Origin of the sequence: Dolichospermum sp. FACHB-1250 (assembly GCF_014696335.1) — a bacterium.
Taxonomy (GTDB): domain Bacteria; phylum Cyanobacteriota; class Cyanobacteriia; order Cyanobacteriales; family Nostocaceae; genus Dolichospermum; species Dolichospermum planctonicum.
The window spans coordinates 17308-38855 of the sequence record NZ_JACJPZ010000031.1 but is presented as its reverse complement, the minus strand read 5'-3'; the positions used below and the strand labels follow the sequence as shown (position 1 = coordinate 38855).

Annotated in this window: 12 protein-coding genes; 5 read left to right on the top strand and 7 right to left on the bottom strand. The window is 36.7% G+C overall.

The window, feature by feature from the left end:
- Positions 1-132 precede the first annotated feature (132 nt).
- The 3 genes from H6F39_RS12565 to H6F39_RS12555 form a co-directional block, all read right to left on the bottom strand.
- Positions 133-1374 (bottom strand): DUF4912 domain-containing protein, encoded by a 1242-nt coding sequence (locus tag H6F39_RS12565; protein WP_190396806.1) that lies wholly within the window; start codon positions 1372-1374, stop codon positions 133-135.
- A gap of 579 nt (positions 1375-1953) precedes the next feature.
- The gene (locus H6F39_RS12560; RefSeq protein WP_190372433.1) at positions 1954-4248 is read right to left on the bottom strand and encodes an IMS domain-containing protein; all 2295 of its coding nucleotides are present in this window, start codon (positions 4246-4248) and stop codon (positions 1954-1956) included.
- Positions 4249-4506: 258 nt separating this feature from the next.
- Positions 4507-4815 (bottom strand): DUF3067 family protein, encoded by a 309-nt coding sequence (locus tag H6F39_RS12555; protein WP_028090991.1) that lies wholly within the window; start codon positions 4813-4815, stop codon positions 4507-4509.
- A gap of 335 nt (positions 4816-5150) precedes the next feature.
- Between H6F39_RS12555 and petC the strand changes: the two genes are divergently transcribed.
- From petC to H6F39_RS12540, 3 genes are all read left to right on the top strand, one after another.
- Complete coding sequence (petC, locus tag H6F39_RS12550) at positions 5151-5690, top strand: cytochrome b6-f complex iron-sulfur subunit (RefSeq protein ID WP_137906806.1); 540 nt, start codon at positions 5151-5153, stop codon at positions 5688-5690.
- Between the two features lie 122 nt (positions 5691-5812).
- Positions 5813-6814, top strand: a complete 1002-nt coding sequence (gene petA / locus H6F39_RS12545; protein WP_190396805.1) for a cytochrome f — start codon at positions 5813-5815, stop codon at positions 6812-6814.
- A gap of 188 nt (positions 6815-7002) precedes the next feature.
- On the top strand, positions 7003-7776 hold the full coding sequence (locus H6F39_RS12540) for a glucosamine-6-phosphate deaminase (RefSeq protein ID WP_190372435.1): 774 nt from the start codon (positions 7003-7005) through the stop codon (positions 7774-7776).
- Between the two features lie 51 nt (positions 7777-7827).
- On the opposite strand, the gene H6F39_RS12535 is transcribed toward H6F39_RS12540, so the two are convergent.
- From H6F39_RS12535 to H6F39_RS12520, 4 genes are all read right to left on the bottom strand, one after another.
- Positions 7828-8532, bottom strand: coding sequence for a DevA family ABC transporter ATP-binding protein (locus tag H6F39_RS12535; RefSeq protein ID WP_190372436.1), 705 nt, complete (start codon positions 8530-8532; stop codon positions 7828-7830).
- 18 nt (positions 8533-8550) lie between these two features.
- Positions 8551-9726, bottom strand: coding sequence for an ABC transporter permease DevC (gene devC, locus H6F39_RS12530; RefSeq protein WP_190372437.1), 1176 nt, complete (start codon positions 9724-9726; stop codon positions 8551-8553).
- 30 nt (positions 9727-9756) lie between these two features.
- Positions 9757-10986, bottom strand: coding sequence for an ABC exporter membrane fusion protein (locus H6F39_RS12525; RefSeq protein ID WP_190396804.1), 1230 nt, complete (start codon positions 10984-10986; stop codon positions 9757-9759).
- Positions 10987-11311: 325 nt separating this feature from the next.
- Positions 11312-11641 carry a hypothetical protein gene (locus tag H6F39_RS12520; protein ID WP_028082946.1) on the bottom strand — a complete coding sequence of 110 codons (330 nt, stop codon included), beginning with the start codon at positions 11639-11641 and terminating at the stop codon, positions 11312-11314.
- A gap of 754 nt (positions 11642-12395) precedes the next feature.
- On the opposite strand from H6F39_RS12520, the gene H6F39_RS12515 reads away from it, so the two are divergent.
- Both H6F39_RS12515 and H6F39_RS12510 read left to right on the top strand, forming a co-directional pair.
- Entirely contained in the window at positions 12396-18713 is a 6318-nt protein-coding gene (locus H6F39_RS12515) for a type I polyketide synthase (protein WP_190396803.1), read from the top strand.
- Between the two features lie 120 nt (positions 18714-18833).
- A complete protein-coding gene (locus H6F39_RS12510) occupies positions 18834-21524 on the top strand; it encodes a PfaB family protein (protein WP_190396802.1) in 2691 nt (896 codons plus the stop codon).
- Positions 21525-21548: the final 24 nt, after the last annotated feature.

Here is a 21548-nt window from a genome sequence, read left to right as displayed (position 1 = left end):
ACCTCTTTTCCTTCCTGTACTATCTTTTAGTAAACGCTTCTTCGCGGTTCATTTTTTAAAAAACCCACCATAGTATTTCTATAGTGGGTGAAATCAACAAATGCAGTTATGGTTAATCTTCAAATACAGCAATTATGCAAGCCATTCCAGAACAGCTTCATCTTTGGTATTAGTATTACGAGAAGGTGTTTCCCGCTCAAACTTCATGTGAATAGAACGAGATTGCTCACCATCAGCCGCAATAGCTAGAATTGGGTAGTCAATTAAACCATCTTGGAAAGACATTTGGAAGCGGAATGTACCATCCGAATTGAGTTTAATGGGACGACCACCAATAGTGACATTTGCATCAGGTTCGGTTGCACCGTAAACAATCAATTCAGCATCAGCAACTAACCAGAATTTGCGGGGACGCGCGGGAACAGCACCAGCGGAGAAACCGGACATTCCCACACCAGACATATTTAAACCAGATACGTTAGGAACAGCCCACATACCTACACCAGATGGGAAAACGTAGGAACTGATGGCTTGTTCTGGAGCAGCAGAACCGGGGACGTGCTGCATAGAACCGAATAGAGAACCCGCAACTCGTTGAGCTTCAGCGGATTCTGCTAGACCAAAGATTTGTTCGTAAATCGGGTTTCCTTCACTACTAGCAGTAACAGTTGGTAATTTCTTAGATGGGGGAACTAGTTCATAGAAGGTCTTAGCACGTAAGTCTTCTTCAAAGTCTACAGTGATAAAGACATCTTCAATCCAATCGGAAGGATAGACGGGAGGAATATGTACTCTAGCAGAACGGGCTAATACTAACCAGCCACCATCAGCGGTGCGATAACCTACATCTATCACATAATCGCGATCGCTCACGGGAATTGGCAAGTACCATTCTCTGGCTAGTTCATCCGCAGGGTATTCTTGCAAGCTGTGAGGACTTTGGTAATCTAGATCAACATCAGTGACATCATAAATCCGCAGCGCTAGGGTCTGTCCACCTTGACGACGGAGTTCTTCTTTATGGTCGTTAGGAATATCCCAGTAAGTGTAAGCCCATTGAGGATCGCGGGGTAATAGAACTATCCGGCTTTCACCATAACCTGCGGGTAAATCCCCTAGTGCTTCATCAACATCAGCAAGAGAACCACCAGTACGATCTTCTTGGCCTAATTCAAATTTTGTTGCTTCCACGGTTTCTTGTGCCTCCTGTGTACGAGATGAACTGAGTGAGAATTTGCTACGCTGAACATCTTGAATTGATGTTAATAATTGCGATTTACGCATTCTGCTATAGCGAGATATACAATATTCACTGGCAACTTTACGTAATTGCCGTAGTGTCATCTCTTCTAGCGGTGGGCGTTCTTTTGCCATTAATTTGGCCTCCAGTAGTTTGAAAGGTAAGTTTTTCCGGGTTAAAATAGAGTTTGATCAAATATCATCTACCCAGATTTTTTTATCACTGACTCCTGGACAAAACCCCAGTTTTAAATTTGTTTACTGTCTGTTTTTTTTATTAAGATCCCAACTGCTCTAAATTCTTAGCTTGAGAATTGCAAAGAGTTGTTAAGTAAATATTAACCAGTAAAACTATCCAGGAATCAAGGGGTCTAAACATGGATTTTACCGTATTTCACGTAGTTATCAGCCCTTTGGGGATCGTTTTGTCATGAAACCTTAACATATTGCCGTTAACTAGGGTATTATTGTCAAGATTTCATAACATTTCAGGCAAAGGAGAATATTTATAACAGGGAACAGGGAACAGGGGACAGGGAACAGGGGACAGGTGACAGGGGACAGGTGACAGGGGACAGGTGACAGGGGACAGGTGACAGGTGACAGGGGACAGGTGACAGGGGACAGGTGACAGGGGACAGGTGACAGGGGACAGGTAACAGGGGACAGGTAACAGGGAAAAACTGACAACGCACAACTCACTCAACTAACTAATTACAAAAACGTCTGAATTACTGACATTCGCTGAATTAGCCATTTACCTTCTTTGTGAACCAACTCATAGCGAACACGCAAGTTTTCATGAGAAGACTTTTTTTGTCGGCTATTTTCATAGAAATGAGTAACTTCTTGTACCGTAGCGTCTACAGATACATAATTTTTATCTGTGCCTTTTTTAGAGACAGATTCTACTTTTACATCATGTTTATATTGCCGATAGCGTTTATCTTCTTGTTCTTGCTGGGCTAATGAACGCCATTGCGATAAAACCTGACCTGTTAAAATTTTGTTTAAACCATCAATGTCATGATTTTCCCCTAAAGCTGCTGCTTTAACAGATAACCAAGTTTCAATTACTTCCTTGGCTGTCTTATTTGTTAGTTCTTCGTCCCTTGCTTCAGGTTGGCCGTTGGGGTCAGGAATGGTTATCGGTGGTTGATTTAGTTCTATTGCTAACTGTTCTCCCTCTAATGATGGGTTGGAAAAGAAGATATTTTTGACCAATTCCACAGTTGTTGATACTAACAACGAAAAAACTACTACTCCTCCTAATGAGAAGAACACCATCCAAACTAAGCGTGTTTTCGGATCTAGGCTACTGAGGAAATTAGTTTGAGACTGTAAAAAACGTTGTGGAATGTTATTGGCGCTGGGTTTGCGTCGTCTGCGCCTTGGGTGCTGGTGGTTTGTAGCTGCTTTAGAAATGTTATTACCTGGATGTGGTTTTCTGTTGGGGGTTGCCGCTGTTGGTGTTACGGGTATTTGTGATCCTTGCTTGGCTACACTTCCATTGGTTGCAACATGATTCCATCTTGGCATGGAAATCTGGCTAGGTTCATGGTGGGGGCTATGGTGTGTTTCTAGTAACTCAGGGTTGGATGGTTGGTGATGATATTGGTGAGTTTCTCCGGTTTCACGAGGATGGTGAGGGAAATGATTAGTATCTGGCTGGGGAAAGGATTGAGGATTGATCACTGCCCATTCAGTTGTTTGAGCATCTGTAGGCAATGATTCTAAATAAGCCTGTACTTGTCTATCTGCAAAATAATCTTTTAAAGCGGCTTTCTGTTTTGCTAAATCACGAAAATGGGGAAATACTTCTTTTTGTAACCATTTTTCAGTGTATAAACACAGTCCTGGCAACAGGTCGGGTGAGTCTTGGGATTTTTCTCGAATAAACGCTAAAGCTTCATATTCTTGACTTAGTTCTAAAACACGGGTGGCTTCTTCGGTTTGTCCCATCAGCAAAGCACAAAGAGATTGTTCTAAATGTACATCTTGGCGTTTTGCTAATTGCATTAACATTTGCTTGGCTTGGCGAATTAAAGCTGGTTGTCGTTGGGCAAAACCTCTGGCGATTAAGGAGTATACTGCTAAATATGTGGCCACGGCTGAAGGACGTTTACTTTCTAATTCAAAGAGTTTATGCTGTTCTGATACTGTTAAAAAATGCCGAATTTGCTGGATAAATCGCAAAAAATCATCTATATTTAACCCTGATTGATCATTGCCACTGCCATCAATGCCGCCACGATCTTCTAAAATACCTTGTAATAATTCTAGTCCTTGTTGGCGTTTAGCGACCTGTTCTTTTGGCAGTGCTAATAGTTCCAAAATTCTATAAGGACGGAGTTTGTAAAGATCAGCCGTCATTTCGGCGCGAACCGTGGGAAATAATCCTTCCCTGGCCAATAATTCTTCACCTGTTTCTAAAGAAACTGCCGCATTTTCATAGTTACCTTGTTGCCATTCTTCCCGTCCTAGCTCTAGACAAGCTAAAGACACTGTGAGGACAATATCTGGTAAATTTGGGTTTTCGGGAATTTCGGTTTGAGTGAGACGATTACCTGTTTTGACGCTAATTTTACCAGTTTTATTGACTAAGTACGGACGACCAAGTTTTAATACCAACTCATATTCTCCTAGTTCTTGGAGAATTAACAAAGAACCAACAAATCGGTCTGGGCTGATTTCGATGCTGAGAGTTGAAGGATCAAGACGTTGGGAGTTAGTCTCTGTGGGAGATAGGGGCAATGGCGCTTGATCAGCAGTTGTGTTATCAGTATAGATATGAGATAGATAAAGCTCATCGTAGGACTTGCGCTTTTTAGCATCTAATAAAACCATATAAGCTTCTGAAATTAAGTCTTTGCGAGAAGATATAGCCGTAGTTGAATACTCCCGTCGCGGTAGTTGGACAATGCGATCGCTGTATGCCTGGCGCAATTGTTCCTCAGTTGCCGCTAACGGTAATCCCAAAATTCTGTAGTAATCGAGCGGAATTCGCACAGCTTACGTCCCCTGCACTGTGTTCTCGTAGCATCTCGTAAAAATTAACATAATTCACCTAGAGCATACTAGGCTGCCAAAACCGTCTCATAATCATAGCTTTATTAATACCGTGTTGATCTAGCACTATAGGTGTAGATAGTAACAGATATCTTATTTTCTGCCCGATAATTTTATTTTTATTTATATCTTAAATCGGGAATTTTTAACTCATAGTGATATTTTATTGTATTGGCCTAACCCACTATACCCTAATTTTTAGACAATCCATTCGGAGGCACGTTCACCCAAATCAAGAGGAATGCTAACTGCTTTACCGAGACGGGGACGCTCTTTGGTATCGGTAATAAAAGTTTCTACTTGTTGTGTTCCTCCTAAAGCATGGAGATAATTAGCAATGCTGTCAAGATGATCTTGGTAATCGCTTTCGCTCAAGGGGAAAGAAGCTTGGCCTTGGTACTTCCACATGATTTGCAAGAAGATTTTACCCTGGGTGCGGCGAAACTGGACATCATAGGGTTGTCCCCATTTATTAATTAACAGTTGGCGTAATTCTTTTCCAGTCATAGTAATTTTGGCTTTTGGATTTTGGCTTTTGGATTTTGGCATTGGTGATTACGGAGTGCGGAGTATGAGAAAAAATTATCTTCCTCTGGGTTTCCCCTTTCCTGTTCCCTGCTCTTATTTAGATTTTACATTTAGTTATGATGTTAAGTTCCGTGAGTCCAGTATGATAAGGATATAAAGAAATGTAATGCTAACAGAAAAGATGCTCACTTGAGTCTTGCACAAAGAGGTACAGCATCGCTGCGGGCGTTATTAGTTCGATGCAGACAAGAATTACTCCAGTGCTGGTACTCTTGTCGAAATGGTTAATAAATTACACAAACAGCGCGTAGATTATGGCTCAATTTTCTGAAATCAATGATGTACCCGATATGGGTCGTCGTCAATTTATGAACCTGCTCACTTTCGGGACTGTTACCGGAGTAGCGTTAGGTGCATTGTACCCTGTTGTTAACTACTTCATTCCCCCTGCTAGTGGTGGCGCTGGCGGCGGTACAGTAGCTAAGAACGAATTGGGTAACGATGTTTCAGTCAGTCAATTTCTGGATAGTCATAATGTGGGAGACCGCACTCTGGTACAAGGACTCAAGGGCGATCCTACCTACATTGTAGTTCAAAGTAAAGAAGCGATCGCTGACTACGGAATTAATGCTATTTGTACGCATTTAGGTTGTGTTGTCCCCTGGAATGTGGCTGAAAACAAGTTTAAATGTCCTTGTCATGGTTCACAGTATGACGCTACTGGTAAGGTGATTCGTGGTCCTGCACCAAAATCTTTAGCCCTAGCTCATGCAAAAGTTGAAGAAGACAAAGTTCTGTTAACTCCTTGGACGGAAACTGACTTCCGTACTGGGGATGCCGCTTGGTGGGCTTAAATACATAGTGCAAAAGTTATTAGTCTCCAGTCAAGAACAAAAGGGATTTTCATCAACTCTTGACCAATGACCAATGACCACCGACCAATGACCGCTAACCACTGACAAATGACTTTATAGAGATGAGAAATGCCCTTACACCAGCGAGATTAACTCGCACCGCTAAAGTGATGGTTAATACATTGCTAATAGCGATCGCTACCGTGACTTTTTTCTTCACTAGCGATATAACCCGACCACAAACTGCTGCTGCTTATCCTTTCTGGGCCCAGGAGACCGCTCCTGAAACTCCCCGCGAACCAACAGGGCGGATTGTTTGTGCTAACTGTCACTTAGCAGCTAAAAATACGGAGATAGAAGTTCCTCAATCTGTACTTCCTGATACCGTATTCAAAGCGGTTGTGAAAATTCCCTATGATACCAGCGTGCAACAAGTAGGCGCGGATGGTTCTAAGGTTGGCTTAAATGTTGGGGCTGTGTTAATGTTGCCTCAAGGCTTCAAGATTGCGCCAGAAGATCGTATTCCTGAAGAAATGAAGGCGGAAGTGGGTGATATGACTTTCACCCCTTACACTGATGATAAGGAAAATGTTGTCATTGTCGGACCATTACCTGGTGAAGAATATCAAGAAATTGTTTTCCCTGTTCTTTCTCCTAACCCCGCTACAGACAAAAATATTCACTTTGGCAAATACTCTGTTCATGTAGGCGGTAATCGTGGCCGTGGACAAGTTTACCCCACTGGTGAAAAGAGCAATAATAACTTATTCAACGCTTCCGCTACGGGTACAATTAGCAAAATTGCTCAAACAGAAGATGAGGACGGTAACGTTAAGAATCTAATTAGTATCACAACGGCTGCTGGTGATGTTGTTACCGATACAATTCCCGTTGGACCAGAATTAATTGTTGCCGAAGGACAAGCAGTTAACACTGGTGATGCTTTGACTAATAACCCTAACGTTGGTGGTTTCGGACAAAAAGATGCAGAAATCGTCTTACAAGATTCCTCCAGAGTTGCATGGTTAGTTGCTTTTATTTGTTTGGTGATGTTAGCACAAGTAATGCTAGTTCTCAAGAAGAAACAAGTAGAAAAAGTCCAAGCTGCGGAAATGAATTTCTAAATTCAATAATTTAGGGGTCAGAAGTCAGAATAATTGTCAAGTCAGGAATTAAGTATGATAGTGCAAATTTTATTTATTTGGACTTAGATGATTCCTGATTCTGAATTATTTGCTAAATTATCAGCTATTTGACAGGCAAAAAGCCTGTCTTTTTTTATAATTAGTTATTGGTTATTGGTAACAGGTAAATGACAGAACCTACAAAATCTTTTTATGTTGATAATCTGTTGGTAGAAATTTACACTTCTGAAATAGCAATGTCTAAAAGTGTGGCTAAAATCACACATCAGTATTTACAAAATCTGCTTGATAAACAAAATCAAGTTGCTATTTTATTAGCTACAGGTAATTCCCAAATTCGGTTTTTAGATGCTTTAATAGCTTTAGGGGAAATAGATTGGTCACGGGTAATTTTATTCCATTTAGATGAATATTTGGGAATTACATCAGATCATCCTGGAAGTTTTCGTCATTATTTGCGGGAACGGGTAGAAGAAAAGGTCAATCCTCAAAGATTTTATTATATCGAAGGAGATACGTTACAACCAGTAGCGGAATGCGATCGCTATAGTAAACTTTTAGAAAATCAACCCATAGATTTATGCTGTTTAGGTTTGGGTGAAAATGGTCATTTAGCATTTAATGATCCAGCAGTCGCAGATTTTCAAGATCCTGCTCAAGTTAAACTTGTCAAACTAGATGATGTTAACCGTCAACAACAAGTGAATACTGGATATTTTGCGAATTTAGCAGATGTTCCCCAATACGCATTTACTGTAACTATTCCCATGATTTGTGCTGCTAAAAAAATAATTTGTTTAGTACCAGACAGCAGAAAATCAAGCATAGTTGAAACTATGTTAACAGGAGATATTATCACAAATTGTCCAGCTTCCATTTTGCGTGAACAACCTCAAGCTAGTTTATTTTTAGATGTCAATTCTGCTAGTTTATTATCTTAATTAAATAAAGTTAAATAACGACATTCCCGACTTATTAAAGAAGTTAGGGATCTATATATTCCTGATTTGCTGCATTAAATGACCATCTTCCATAGTAATGATTCTGTCAGCAATATCTAAAATTCGGTTGTCATGAGTAACAATTAAAATCGTACAATCTTGTTCTTTGGCTAATTGCTGCATCAAGTTAACCACGTCTCGTCCTGATTTACTATCTAAAGCAGCCGTAGGTTCATCAGCTAATACTAACTTAGGACGACTAACCAAAGCGCGAGCGATAGCTACCCGTTGTTTTTGTCCCCCGGAAAGATCAGAGGGATAATAATTAATTCTATCTCCTAATTTCACAGCATTGAGCATTGTTTCTGACTGGATATAAGATTCCCATTGAGAAATATTATGCTGTAATTCCAAAGACATTTGAACATTTTGCATAGCTGTGAGGAAATCTAGTAAATTATGAGCTTGAAAAATATAGCCAATTTGACGACGAACTTGTACTAATTCTTCCTTACTAGCGCCTAATAATTCCTGACCATTGAATTTTAAACTCCCCGCTTGTACAGAACGTAAACCACCAATTAATGTTAATAAAGTAGTTTTTCCTGAACCAGAAGGTCCAGTCATAATCACAATTTCTCCAGCTTTGATAGTCAAATTAATATCAAACAAAGTTTGAGTAATTAATTTACCATGACCAAAGTAATGATGAAGATTGGTGATTTCCAAAATATTGTTACCAGGTAAATATTGCATTTTTAGTGAGATTATTAATTAATTAAAAATTTCCGCTGGATCTACCTTACGAAGTTTATTGGTAGAAAAGAAACCAGAAGTTAAACACATAAAAATTACAGAAGTAAATACTAATAATCCCTTGCTTGAATCCATAACAATTGGTAATTTAGTTGCATCTTTAGCAACGTCATATAATCCTAGAGAAATAGCAAAACCGGGGATATAACCCAAGACAGCTAAAATCAAAGCTTGCTGAAATACAACATTTAAAAGATATTTATTTCTAAATCCCATAGCTTTGAGGGTAGCAAATTGGACGAAATGAGTAGATATATTACTATAAAGAATTTGATAAACAACAATTACACCGACTACAAAAGCCATCATTACCATCAAATTAAATACAAATCCAATTGGTGTTCTTAATGTCCAATAGCTTTTTTCAAAATCAATAAATTCTTGACGGTTCATGATGATGACATCACTAGGTAAACTTTTAGATAAAGTTGCTAAAATTGTCCGAGGATTAACATTTGCTTGGAGATGAATTAAGCCTATATCCACTTCATTTGCGCCATGTTCTGGGAAGATTTTAAAAAAAGTAGAAGAACTAACAATTAAATTACCATCTACACCAAAGGAAGGACCAAGACTAAATAAACCACTAACTTTGACTTTATAACCAACAGTAGCTAAATAACTAAATATTTCCATAGTTATGGGTTGATTCTTTTGAAAATATTCAGCAATTGGACCAAATTCTGGACGTGCAGCCCGATCAAAAAATACTTGATCAGGAATTTTTAATAATTGAAAATTTTGTTCAATTTCCGGTAATCTAAATATAGATTTGACTGGTTCAAATCCCAGGACATAAATAGGATATTTGCGGCCATTTATGGGGTTTTTAAGTTTAGCAAATTGTAGATATAAAGGTGCGACTGATTCTATGCCATTAAAACCCAATATCTGATATAAACGACTACGAGGAAAGCTTTGAGTGGAAGTCAAAGATTTATATTGGGAGCTAATTAAAAACAAATCACCCTCCAGATGTTTATGTAATTGAGTAGCACTAGCATAAAGAGCATCTTGAAAACCAATTTGCATAAACATTAAAACAGCAACAAAAGCAATACCAGCTAAGGCTACAAAAAAACGTACTTTTTGTTTTACCAATTGCAGCCAAGCTAAAGGTATATTTGAAATCATATTTTACTCCTATTAGCTATTAGCTATTACCTATTCATTATTACCTACCCCTGATATTTGAATAAGTGCCTGTACCTGTAAATTAGTTAAACTAGAAACTCGTTGATTATCTGCTAAGTTATCAATGCGAATTTTCACATCAACTATTCTATTATCTGTATTTGAACCGGGATTAGTATTAAAGATATTTTGTCTACCAACTTGTAAACCAATATCTGCAACTGTTCCCTTTATTTTTCCTGGAAAAGCTTCACTTGTGATTATTGCTTTTTGACCTAAACGAACTTTTTTAATATCAGTTTCATAGACTTCTGCAACTACATACATTTGTTGCGTTTGTCCCAATTCTAGGATGCCTCTATTGCCAATTATTTCTCCTGGCCAAGTATTAATTTTTAGAACTTGGCCATTAATAGGTGAACGGATAGAACTTAAATTTAGCTCGGCTTGAGCTTGTTGAACAGATGCTTTAGCACTTTGCAGATTTGCTTGGGCAACTTGTACATCTGTGGGGCGAATTTCTGCAATACTATTGAGTCTAGCTTTAGATTCAGTTAACTGTTTTTGCAAAGTTTCTATAGTCCGTTTCAAACTAGCATTAGCCTCATTAAGTTGTTGTTGAACAGTATCTCGACGTAATCTTTTAGTATCTGCATCAGAAGCAGAAATAGCACCATCTCGATATAATTTTTGATATCGTTTATTTTCGGTTTCTGAATTTTTTAATTCAGCTTCTAAACGAGCAATTGTGGCTTTTTGTGTGAAAAATGATCCTCGTAATTCAGCTTCTAAACGGGAAATTGCGGCTTTTTGAGCAAAAATATCACCCAATTTTGCACCTGCTTCTACTTGCTGAAGATTCGCTTGACTAACTTCTACTTGTCCTTTGGCTTTTTCTAAAGCCGCAAGATTAGGAATATAACTATCAAGAATTGCTAATACTTGTCCTTGACGAATTTTGTCTCCTTTTTTAACTAGAAGTTGATTAACTCTTATCCCTGTTTGAGAATTGGGTGCTGAGAGACAAATTACTTCTCCTTGGGGTTCTAAACGTCCTAAAGCAGCAACAGCGGTAATAGTAGGGACTAAATTAGGGGTAATAGAAGATATGGTAGAGGCTGATTTTGAAGTTTTCTGAAAGTGAAAATATGAAAGGCCATAAATAGATATTACACCAGTAGCTATGACTCCAGAACTCGCCAATATTATCGGCCAGAAACTTACAGGTTTTGTTAATGAGTGCTTTTCTCTGTGTAGCATAATTTTGTCTTTTAAGTTAGGAAACATGACAATTTATGACTCTAAATAAGAGACAGAAAAGACATTACACTTGATAGCATCTCTTGATAACCTTGGGTCTAATATAATATCCAGCAAAATACTATTAATCAAAATCTTGCTGATTTTTTAAAACTTGATGATTATATAAAATACTTAATTACTTAAAGATCAAAATTTTGACAGGTAATTGGTAATTAGTTACTGTAGGAATCATAAGTGACATCTGAAAAATTTTAGCCATTATATGCAAATATCAAATATCAAATATTATTCCTAATAATACCAATTACCAACATCGAGATTTTTATTTATTTAGGACTACCTCTTTCTCTTTTTTCTTGCGCATAATTGCCAAGTATTCGCTGCGTGTTCCGTCTACTCGGTAATGATCACAAATTTGACATAGTTTAAGAAGATCCAAACGACTAAAGATTTTTTGATGTTCAATAGCGTTGTCATTACGCCACCGCCAAAATGTTGTTCTATCAATTCGACGATTGCTTTCAGGCCATCTTCTCCGTGATAAAAAATCGACTAATTCATCTTCATAAAATGAGTAACCTTTTGGTAATTTGAGGAGGTCTTCTCGTAACTCATTCAGCGGGATGAGTGGATCTAATTCAGATAGTCTCATGCCAGCAAGCCCTTATAGTTTTTGTAAGTCCAATATTGCAGAAGCCAAATGTTATAATCGAGTTGAAATGTCTGAGTTGATGCTAAAACACTGTTTTAATTTCCCTGATTTAATCATATAGATTAAACTAATTTTTTGAGAATTTCAACCTATATGCAACAAGTTGTTTCATAAAACGATAATTATCGCCATATATGAAATTTGTAAAAATTGCAAGTTTTAAATTCTTGACTTATTCTTAATTTTTATTATCTCAAACTTTGGACTCAAATAAATTGAAAAATATTTTTTAATTCCTAAGATATATTTTGTGGTGACAAATTTTACAGCCAGGAAAATATATTTCTGAGGATAGATGTAAAAATGCAGAATTTAGCAATAAATACAATTCTTCAAGATATCTGAAACTCTTGATGTTAAAAACACTATTTTAAATCGGCTACTTCATTTATATTAAAAAGATATGCAATATATATGCAACTTTGGTCAAAATGGCTAAAACCTAGATAATAATGATTGTATTGGATAAGCAAAAATATTTGTCTGACTTCTCTATCAACTTTACATTTGCAAGACTTTTTCCAAGTTGCACGTAAGTTGCTAATGAGTTGTAATAGGGTTGTCACCACTGTTCAAGACGAAAATCAATAGTTTGGATATGCCTAAATGAATAAAAGTCATATCTTCTGAAATTCACTAAATTTTCAAAACCTTCTATTAACCGACTGCCCGATCAAAAGAGTGAAATATGATTATGGCTGCTTCCAAATTTGAAGCCGCTTTCGCACAGTTACAATCTGAAATTAGTAACTGTGAAAAGTCTGTAATCAAGATGATAAAGGTGAAAAAAGATATGCCTGATACCACAAAGATTAAAGATGAAATTAAAAATAAAATTCATGCCAAATTGCGAACTACTAATGTAGCCATTATTGGCATGGCTTCTATCTTTCCCCAAGCGAAGAATTTACAGGAATACTGGCAAAATATTATCCAGAAAGTGGATTGTATTACTGATGTTCCTCCTTCTCGTTGGCAGATAGATGATTATTATGATCCTGACCCCAAAGCCCAGGATAAAACCTATTGTAAACGGGGTGGTTTTCTGCCAGATATTGATTTTAATCCCATGGAATTTGGTTTACCTCCTAATATTTTAGAGGTGACAGATATTTCGCAATTACTCGGTTTGGTAGTGGCAAAAGAGGCAATGGAAGATGCTGGTTATGGTGCATCTCGCCAATTTAATCATGAACGAACAGGGGTAATATTAGGAGTAGCAATTGGTAGACAATTGGCTGTTCCTTTGGGTGCAAGATTACAATATCCTCTTTGGAAAAAGGTTCTCAAAAATAGTGGTTTATCCGAGGAAGATAGTCAGAAAATTATTGAAAAAATCAAAAGTGGATATGTAGAATGGGAGGAAAATGCCTTCCCCGGAATGTTAGCTAATGTCATTTCTGGACGTATTGCTAACCGTTTAAATTTAGGAGGAATGAATTGCGTAGTAGATGCAGCCTGTGCAAGTTCACTAGGCGCATTAAGGATGGCTATTAGCGAATTAACGGAATATCGCGCCGACATGATGATAACTGGCGGTGTGGATACTGATAATTCTATTTTCGCGTATATGTGCTTTAGCAAAACCCCAGCTGTTTCTCCTGGGGATAAGGTGAAGCCTTTTGATGCTGATGCTGATGGAATGATGTTAGGTGAAGGCGTGGGAATGCTGGTACTTAAACGTTTAGAAGATGCTCGACGAGATGGCAATCGCATTTATGCAGTTATTAAAGGTGTTGGCAGTTCTAGCGATGGTAAGTATAAAAGTATCTATGCACCTCGTCCCGAAGGACAAATAAATGCTTTGCATCGTGCATATACAGAAGCAGGAGTAAATCCAGCCAGTATAGGCTTAATTGAAGCCCATGGTACAGGAACGATGGTAGGAGACCCTACAGAATTTAGCTCAATTACCACCGTTTTTAGTGAAAATAATCCCAAAAAACAGCATATCGCTTTAGGAACTGTTAAATCCCAGATTGGACATACTAAAGCTGCTGCTGGTGCGGCTAGTCTGATTAAAGCGGCTTTGGCGTTACACCATAAAGTTTTACCACCGACAATTAATATCAGTAAGCCCCATCCTAAACTGAACATTGAGAACTCACCATTCTACTTAAATACGGAGACGAGACCTTGGGTAAGTCATCCTACCCAACCGAGAAGGGCTGGAGTCAGTGCCTTTGGATTCGGTGGTACAAATTATCACGTTGTTTTAGAAGAATATGAACATGAACATCATCACCCGTACCGTTTACACCATACTCCACAATCCTTGCTACTATTTGCCCCCACAGCTTCAGCTTTGTTGTCTCGTTGTCAGCAAATCCACCAACAGCTACAGAGTGAGAGCAAAGAAAAACACTATCAACAATTAATTACTGATTCTCAGATTGGCAAGATTCCCCTTAATTACGCCAGAATTGGCTTTGTAGCCAATGATTTAGCCCAAGGGAAGGAATTACTGAAAATTGCGATTGAAGGGCTAAAACAGAAGCCTGAAGCCCAATCATGGGAACATCCTCAAGGGATTTACTACCGTCAAACGGGGATAGATATGACGGGTAAAGTGGTGGCTTTGTTTTCTGGACAGGGTTCACAATACTTAGAAATGGGGCGGGAGTTGGTAATGAATTTTCCTTGTTTGCGGCAAACATATACGCATATAGATAGTCTGTTGTGTGAAGACGGTTTACAATCTTTATCAGCAGTAGTATTTCCCCCACCAGTTATTGATAAAGCACAAAAGCAAATTCAGTTAGAAACATTGCATAAAACTGAATATGCACAGCCGGCAATTGGTGTGTTTAGTGTGGGATTATATAAAATATTGCAACAAGCTGGATTTAAACCTGATTTTGTTGCCGGTCATAGTTTCGGTGAATTAACAGCTTTGTGGGTTGCGGGTGTATTAAGTGAAGAGGATTATTTGTTCTTAGCAAAAGCTAGAGGACAAGCTATGGCTGCACCTGTAAATCCTAATTTTGATGCGGGAGAAATGTTAGCTGTTAAAGGAGATATTAGTCAAATAATAGAAGTAATCAAAAACTTCCCCCAAGTAGTTATTGCTAATAGAAATTCTCAGAAACAAGTAGTATTAGCTGGGAAGAAAACCGAAATTAAGCAAGTACAAGAACTTCTCAAAAATCAAGGATTTTCTACTTTTTTATTAGCAGTTTCCGCAGGATTTCATACACCATTAGTATCTCATGCCCAAAAACCTTTTGCCCAAGCTGTTGAAAAAGTAAATTTTAACGAACCCCAAATTCCCGTTTATACAAATATCACGGGTGAATGTTATCCTCAAGAACCCCACGCTATCCAAAAAATTCTTAAAGAACAATTGTTAAATCAGGTATTATTTCAGCAGGAAATTGAAAATATTTATGCTGCTGGTGGTTACTGTTTTGTAGAATTTGGTCCCAAAAATGTCCTTACTAATTTAGTGAAAGAGATTTTGAGTGATAAACCCCACATAGCTATAGCTGTCAATGCAAGTCATACTAAAGATAGCGATAAAATTCTTCGACAAGCCATAGTTCAATTGCAAGTAGCTGGGTTATCTTTGCAAAATATAGACCCCTACCAAGTCCCAACTAAAATTACCGAAGTTCCCCAACAACAAGTTTTGAACGTGAGATTAAATAGTACAAATATTACCGAAAAAACTCAAAAAGCCTTTGCAAAAGCTTTAGAAAACGGTTCTCATATAAGCGTTGTATCACCTCAACCAACAGTTAACGAAAAGCCTGTAACGTCATTTAATGAAAAATTAGAAGAAGCAGAAATTCAGCCCCAAAATTATGAAAAAGTTATTCATAGCTTAGAAAATTTTATCACAGAATTTAGTCAACAACAACGGGATATTATTCACGTTCATGAACAGTCATTGCACAGCCAAGCAGAATACACAAAAACGTTTTCTCAATTAATGCAGCAACAGTATTCATTATTAGAAAATAGTGAAACTACAGAACATCAAGCCAAAATTCAAGAATTAATAATTTCCAGTTCTGAACGTAACATGATGCGGTTTCATGATCATCAAGGTGATACTCTGCGTATTCATGAAAAATATCTCAAATATCAACAGGAATATACCCAGAACTATTTTCAACTTCTGCAACAACATTTTCATTTACTAACTTCAGAAAAAAAAGCCATTAATTATGTAAATCAGCCGCAAACTGTCAGCGTCACTGCGCCTCTGGGTGAGGAAAAAATCATCCCATTCATCAATAACACAGAAAAAACTATTACCGTAGTTCCCAAAATCCCAATTAACATAGATAAAGCTACCCTGAGTCAAAACCTATTAAACATAGTCAGTGAAAAAACAGGTTATCCGTTAGAAATGTTAGAAATGTCAATGGATATAGAAGCAGATTTAGGAATTGATTCCATCAAAAAGGTAGAAATTTTAGGAAGTTTATTAGAACTATATCCTGACTTACCTAAACCCAACCCTGAAGAAATTGGAGAATTGAGAAATTTGGGCGAAATTGCTAGTTATATGCAGCAGCAAGCCCAGAGAATTACTAAGTTATTAACTGAAGAAATAGTAGAGATAACAAAAACCACATCTGAGCCAAATATCCGCCGCAGTATTGCAAAATTACAGCAAATTCCTGCACCTGACAGTTTAGAATTTTCTGTTGCTGATAACCATGTTGCATTAATAACTGATAATGGTTCTTTTATTACTGAGAAATTAGCAAAAAGTTTGATAGATAAAGGCTGGAAAACAGTAATTTTAAGTTTTCCTGGTATCGAACCAAATGTTAATCAAGGAATAAATAGAGTAGTTTTAACTGATTGGAATGAAGACACTTTACAACAACAGTTAAAACAAATTAATGATAATTATGGTACTGTAGCTGCATTTATTCACCTCCACCCATTAACACCATTAGACATAGAGAAATCTATTCTTCGTCACGTTTTTTTAATCGCCAAACACCTGAAAGAATCACTCAACGAAGCCGCAAAATTTGGACGCAGTTGTTTTATTAATGTGGCGCATTTAGATGGTAAATTTGGATTAGGAGAAACCAATAAATTTAGTGCTGTTGCGGGAGGATTATTTGGACTGAGTAAGAGTATTAATCAAGAATGGGAAAATGTATTCTGTCGTTCCATTGACTTAAATCCAGACTTAGATTTAGAAACATCTGTTAAACAGATTATCGCGGAAATTCATGATCCAAACTTGTTAATTCAAGAAGTAGGGTACAGCAGCCAAGGTAGAGTTAACTTAATTGCAGATTTCACCCCATTACCAAGCACAAATTCTCTGAGAGAGATTACTAAAGATCAAGTATTTTTAGTTAGTGGTGGTGCGAAAGGAATCACAGCCCAATGTGTAATTAAAATCGCCCAAAAATATCAATGTAAATTTATTCTTTTAGGGCGTTCCAGTACAGAACCTGAACCTGTTTGGGCAGAAAATTGTAAAAATGAAGCGGAATTAAAACAGCGAATTTTAGAAGATTTCCAAGCCCAAGGGGAAAAACCAACACCAATAATGGTACAGAAAAAGTATCAACTTATTTCCTCACAACGAGAAATTAAAAATACTCTCAAAGCCATTGAACAAGCAGGAGGACAAGCAGAATATCTGAGTGTAGATATTACCAATACAGTATTATTAGAATCAAAATTGGCAGATGTAATTGCACGTTTTGGGCAAGTAACTGGCATAATTCATGGTGCAGGAAACTTAGCTGATAAACGCATTGAAAACAAATCAATTCAGGATTTTGAAAATGTTTATGCAGCTAAAATTAAAGGTTTAAAAAATCTTTTAAGCTGTGTACCAGCCAGTCAATTACAATATTTAGTTTTGTTCTCTTCTGTAGTCGGATTTTATGGAAATGTGGGACAATCAGATTATGCCATAGCGAATGAAATACTCAACAAATCAGCCCATTTAATTAAACATAATTACCCCAATTGTCATGTCATGGCTATCAACTGGGGACCTTGGGAAAGTGGCATGGTATCACCAGAATTAAAAAAAGCTTTTGCGGAAAGAGGAATTGAGACTATTACCATAGAAACAGGAACGCAAATATTAATTGATGAATTAACAAACCCTAATCAAGATACAGTGCAATTAGTGATTGGTAGTCCCTTAGTTTATATTCCCTCGACCTTATCTAATGAGTTAAAAACCTATCGCATTAAACGCCAATTAACATTAGCAGAAAACCCATTTTTACAGGATCATATTATCGCTGGTTGTCCTGTACTTCCCGCTACCTGTGGGTTATTATGGATGACAAATGCTTGTGAACAACTATATCCTGGATTTACAGCTTTTATTGCTTCAGATTTCAAAGTTTTAAAGGGCATAGTTTTTGATGAAACTTCAGCAAATGAATATGTTTTAGAAATTCAAGAACTTGCGAAACATGAAAATCAAGAAATAGAATTTGCTGCTAAAATTAGTAGTCAAACGCCAGATGGAAAAATCCGCTATCATTTTAGTACAAATTTAATTCTCAAACGAGAAATTCCCCCCTTTGCAAATTATGGAAGCTTGAACTTTAATCAGGATCAAAATTTGCTAAAAAATAATCAAGAATTGTATCAAGTAAATGCTTCTAGCCTATTTCATGGAGGCACTTTTCAAGGTGTAAAATCAGTTTTAAATACTAGTCCTAGCCAGATAACAATTGAATGCTTTTTATCAGAACCGACAGCAAAACAACAAGGACAATTTCCCGTCCAAACATTTAATCCCTATATAGCAGATGTCCAGATTCATTCTCTTTGGATTTGGACTCAACATTTTCATCAAGTTGGCTGTTTACCATCAGAAATTAACAACTTTGAACAATTTGCTAAAGTGCCTTTTGGTGAAACATTTTATGTTACTTGTGAGGTGAAATCAAAAACAGAATCTTCGGTAATTACAGATGTGATTACTTATAATCGTCAAGGACAAATTTATAATCGGATGATTGGTGCAAAAGGAACAATTTTACCTAGACAAATAGCAAAATATTAGATATTTTTCACGCAGAGACGCAAAGGGGCAGGGAAAATTAAAGTTCTAAAACTTGGTGCTTTTGCTCCTTTTTACCTTTGCGTAAAAGGTGATTTTAATTCTAAAATATGGAGAATGATCATGAAATTAATGGCACAAAATCCCAAGTTAGCAATTATTGGTATGGATTGTTTTATTAGTAATTCATCAACATTAAATAAATTTGAAAGACTAATTTATGAAACTAAGCAAGATGCAGTTAGATCTGAAGATTATCAGCAAAGTCCATTAAGTCGAGAAGTGATCAATTCTGCTCTTAAAGATGCTCAAATTAAGCCAGAAACAAAAATAGGCTTAATTATTATTTCTCCTCTAGAAAATTCTACTTTAGCTAGTTATATTTCTGCGGAAGTAGGATTTTTGTCGGTAGAAAAATCGCTCTTATCAGCTTTAGATATGAGTCAAAAATTATTAAGTAATCAACAAGTTGAAGCTGTTTTAATTGTGGGAATAGATAGAAATTACTTAATGGAAGTTAATACAGGTGTATATACTTTTAGTTATGATGAAAATGCCAAAGATATAATTAAAACAGCAGGTGTAGCCGCAGTGGTATTAGAATTACATGAAACAGCTAAACAACAAAATCGTTGCATCTATGCAGTTATTGATGGTTTGAGTGTGGTGAAACATTCTCCAAATCACCCAGAAGTTGTTACTCAAGTTTGTCAGGAAGGGTTTCAAATAGCAGATATTAAAGCCGCAGATATTGGTTATTTAGAAGTTGTTGCTAGTGGGATTCTTAACGCAGATACAGCGGAAATTCAAGGTTTAATATCAGCTTATCAGACAGAGAAAGAAAATCTCAGTTGTGCTATGGGTAGCGTTAAAGCAAATATTGGCAATACACAAGTAACTGCTGGTATATTTAGTCTCATCAAAACTGCGCTTTGTCTATATCATCGTTATATTCCCGGTGTTCCCCATTGGTCAAATCCTAAACAGCCGGAAATTTGGCGGGGAAGTCCTTTTTATGTAGCAGTAGAATCAAAACCTTGGTTTTTAGAACCTGGTGCAACTAAAAGAATAGCTGCGGTAAATATGATGGAAGAAGATAATCAAGATAATACTTATGGACATTTAATTTTGTCAGAAGAAATCAGCCAGAGAGAACGTAATAGTAAATATTTGGAACAAATGCCTTATTACTTATTTACTATTGCAGGAGATGATCCTGCTTCTTTATTAAGACAAATTACCGCACTTCAAGAAAATATTACAGGTATTTCTTGCCTAGATCAACTGGCTAGTAATTATTTTCAAAAATATCAGCGATATCAAAAATCAACTTACGCTTTAGCAATTCTATCACGACATCCAGAGGAATTAAAACGAGAAATTGAAAGGGCAATTCAGGGAGTAAATATTGCTTTCGATACTGGTAAAGATTGGCAAACTCCCCTTGGTAGTTATTTTACAGTTAATCCCCAAGGAAAAAAAGGTCATGTTGCCTTTGTTTATCCTGGTTCTTTTACTTCTTATATAGGAATAGGCAGAAATATTTTCCGTCTTTTTCCCGAACTACATAATGATGTTGTCATTAAAAGTGTTTATAATCGAGTCGCTAATATTGAAAAAATTCTCTATCCTCGTAGTATTGATAAACTATCAAAAAGACAACTAGAAACTATAGAACAAACATTAATAAATGATCCAGTTTCTATGCTGGAATCAGAAGTTGGTTTTGCCGGATTAATGACAGCAATTCTGAAAAACTATTTCCAGATTCAATCACCTTATGCTTTTGGATATAGCCTTGGTGAAACCAGTATGATGTTAGCCCAAGGTATCTGGACTAGCTTTAAAAGTACCAGTGATTATTTGAATTCATCACCTTTATTTAAAACCCGGCTATCAGGTCCTAAAAATGCAGTTCGTCAGCATTGGGGATTACCTTTAATTGATGAAAATAAAGGCGAAGAATTTTGGAGTAACTACATTTTAATCTGTTCATATTCCCAAGTAGAAGAAGTTTTAAAAAATGAAAACCTGGTTTATATACCTTTAATTAATACACCCGAAGAAGTAGTTATTGCTGGTGAAACTCAGGCTTGTCAAAGAGTGATTGAAACTTTAAAATGTGACGCTTTTCCTACATCAATTAATCATGTAATTCATTGCGAAGCAATGCAATCTGAATATGATGAATTAGTTAAAGTTAATACCTTACCAACTCAAACAGATTCAAACACAATTTTCTATTCTGCTGCTGAATATGCACCCATGAAAATTGATGGTCATTTAATCGGCAAAAATATCGCCAAAGCCCTCTGTCAACAACTTGATTTTCCGCGCTTAGTTAATCATGTCTATAATGATCAGATTAGAATCTTTATTGAAGTCGGTGTTGGTAGTAATTGTAGCCGTTGGATTAGCGAAATTCTTAAACATCAAGAACATTTAACTGTATCTCTAAATAAAAGAGGTGTAGATGATCACACCTCTATTATTAAAGCATTAGCTAAACTATTTAGTCATCGAGTTGAGTTGGATTTATCACCTTTATATTCCTTAGCTAATATCAAATTTGAACAAGACATTGCTTACAAAAATCAATCATCTTTGCTGGATACTTCCTTATTTAATTATGAACGCAGTATTAAATCTCTTCCTAATTATCAAGGTTTAAATGATAATAATCTGCGTTTGGCTAAAGCACACAGCTTTTTATTACAGTCTCGGCAAAGATCACTTCAAGAACTTAGCCTATTTCTCCAGCAGCAATTAGATTTATACAAAAAAATGGTCATACAAACAAGAAAAGAAAAGTAAATATCTAGCTTTTTGTGATGTGGA

Excerpts from the sequence above, each read along its gene's own strand:
- H6F39_RS12565 (WP_190396806.1), bottom strand. The coding sequence starts at position 1,374 with ATGGCAAAAGAACGCCCACCGCTAGAAGAGATGACACTACGGCAATTA.
- H6F39_RS12555 (WP_028090991.1), bottom strand. The coding sequence starts at position 4,815 with ATGACTGGAAAAGAATTACGCCAACTGTTAATTAATAAATGGGGACAA.
- petC (WP_137906806.1), top strand. The coding sequence starts at position 5,151 with ATGGCTCAATTTTCTGAAATCAATGATGTACCCGATATGGGTCGTCGT.
- petA (WP_190396805.1), top strand. The coding sequence starts at position 5,813 with ATGAGAAATGCCCTTACACCAGCGAGATTAACTCGCACCGCTAAAGTG.
- H6F39_RS12540 (WP_190372435.1), top strand. The coding sequence starts at position 7,003 with ATGACAGAACCTACAAAATCTTTTTATGTTGATAATCTGTTGGTAGAA.
- H6F39_RS12535 (WP_190372436.1), bottom strand. The coding sequence starts at position 8,532 with ATGCAATATTTACCTGGTAACAATATTTTGGAAATCACCAATCTTCAT.
- devC (WP_190372437.1), bottom strand. The coding sequence starts at position 9,726 with ATGATTTCAAATATACCTTTAGCTTGGCTGCAATTGGTAAAACAAAAA.
- H6F39_RS12525 (WP_190396804.1), bottom strand. The coding sequence starts at position 10,986 with ATGCTACACAGAGAAAAGCACTCATTAACAAAACCTGTAAGTTTCTGG.
- H6F39_RS12520 (WP_028082946.1), bottom strand. The coding sequence starts at position 11,641 with ATGAGACTATCTGAATTAGATCCACTCATCCCGCTGAATGAGTTACGA.
- H6F39_RS12515 (WP_190396803.1), top strand. The coding sequence starts at position 12,396 with ATGGCTGCTTCCAAATTTGAAGCCGCTTTCGCACAGTTACAATCTGAA.
- H6F39_RS12510 (WP_190396802.1), top strand. The coding sequence starts at position 18,834 with ATGAAATTAATGGCACAAAATCCCAAGTTAGCAATTATTGGTATGGAT.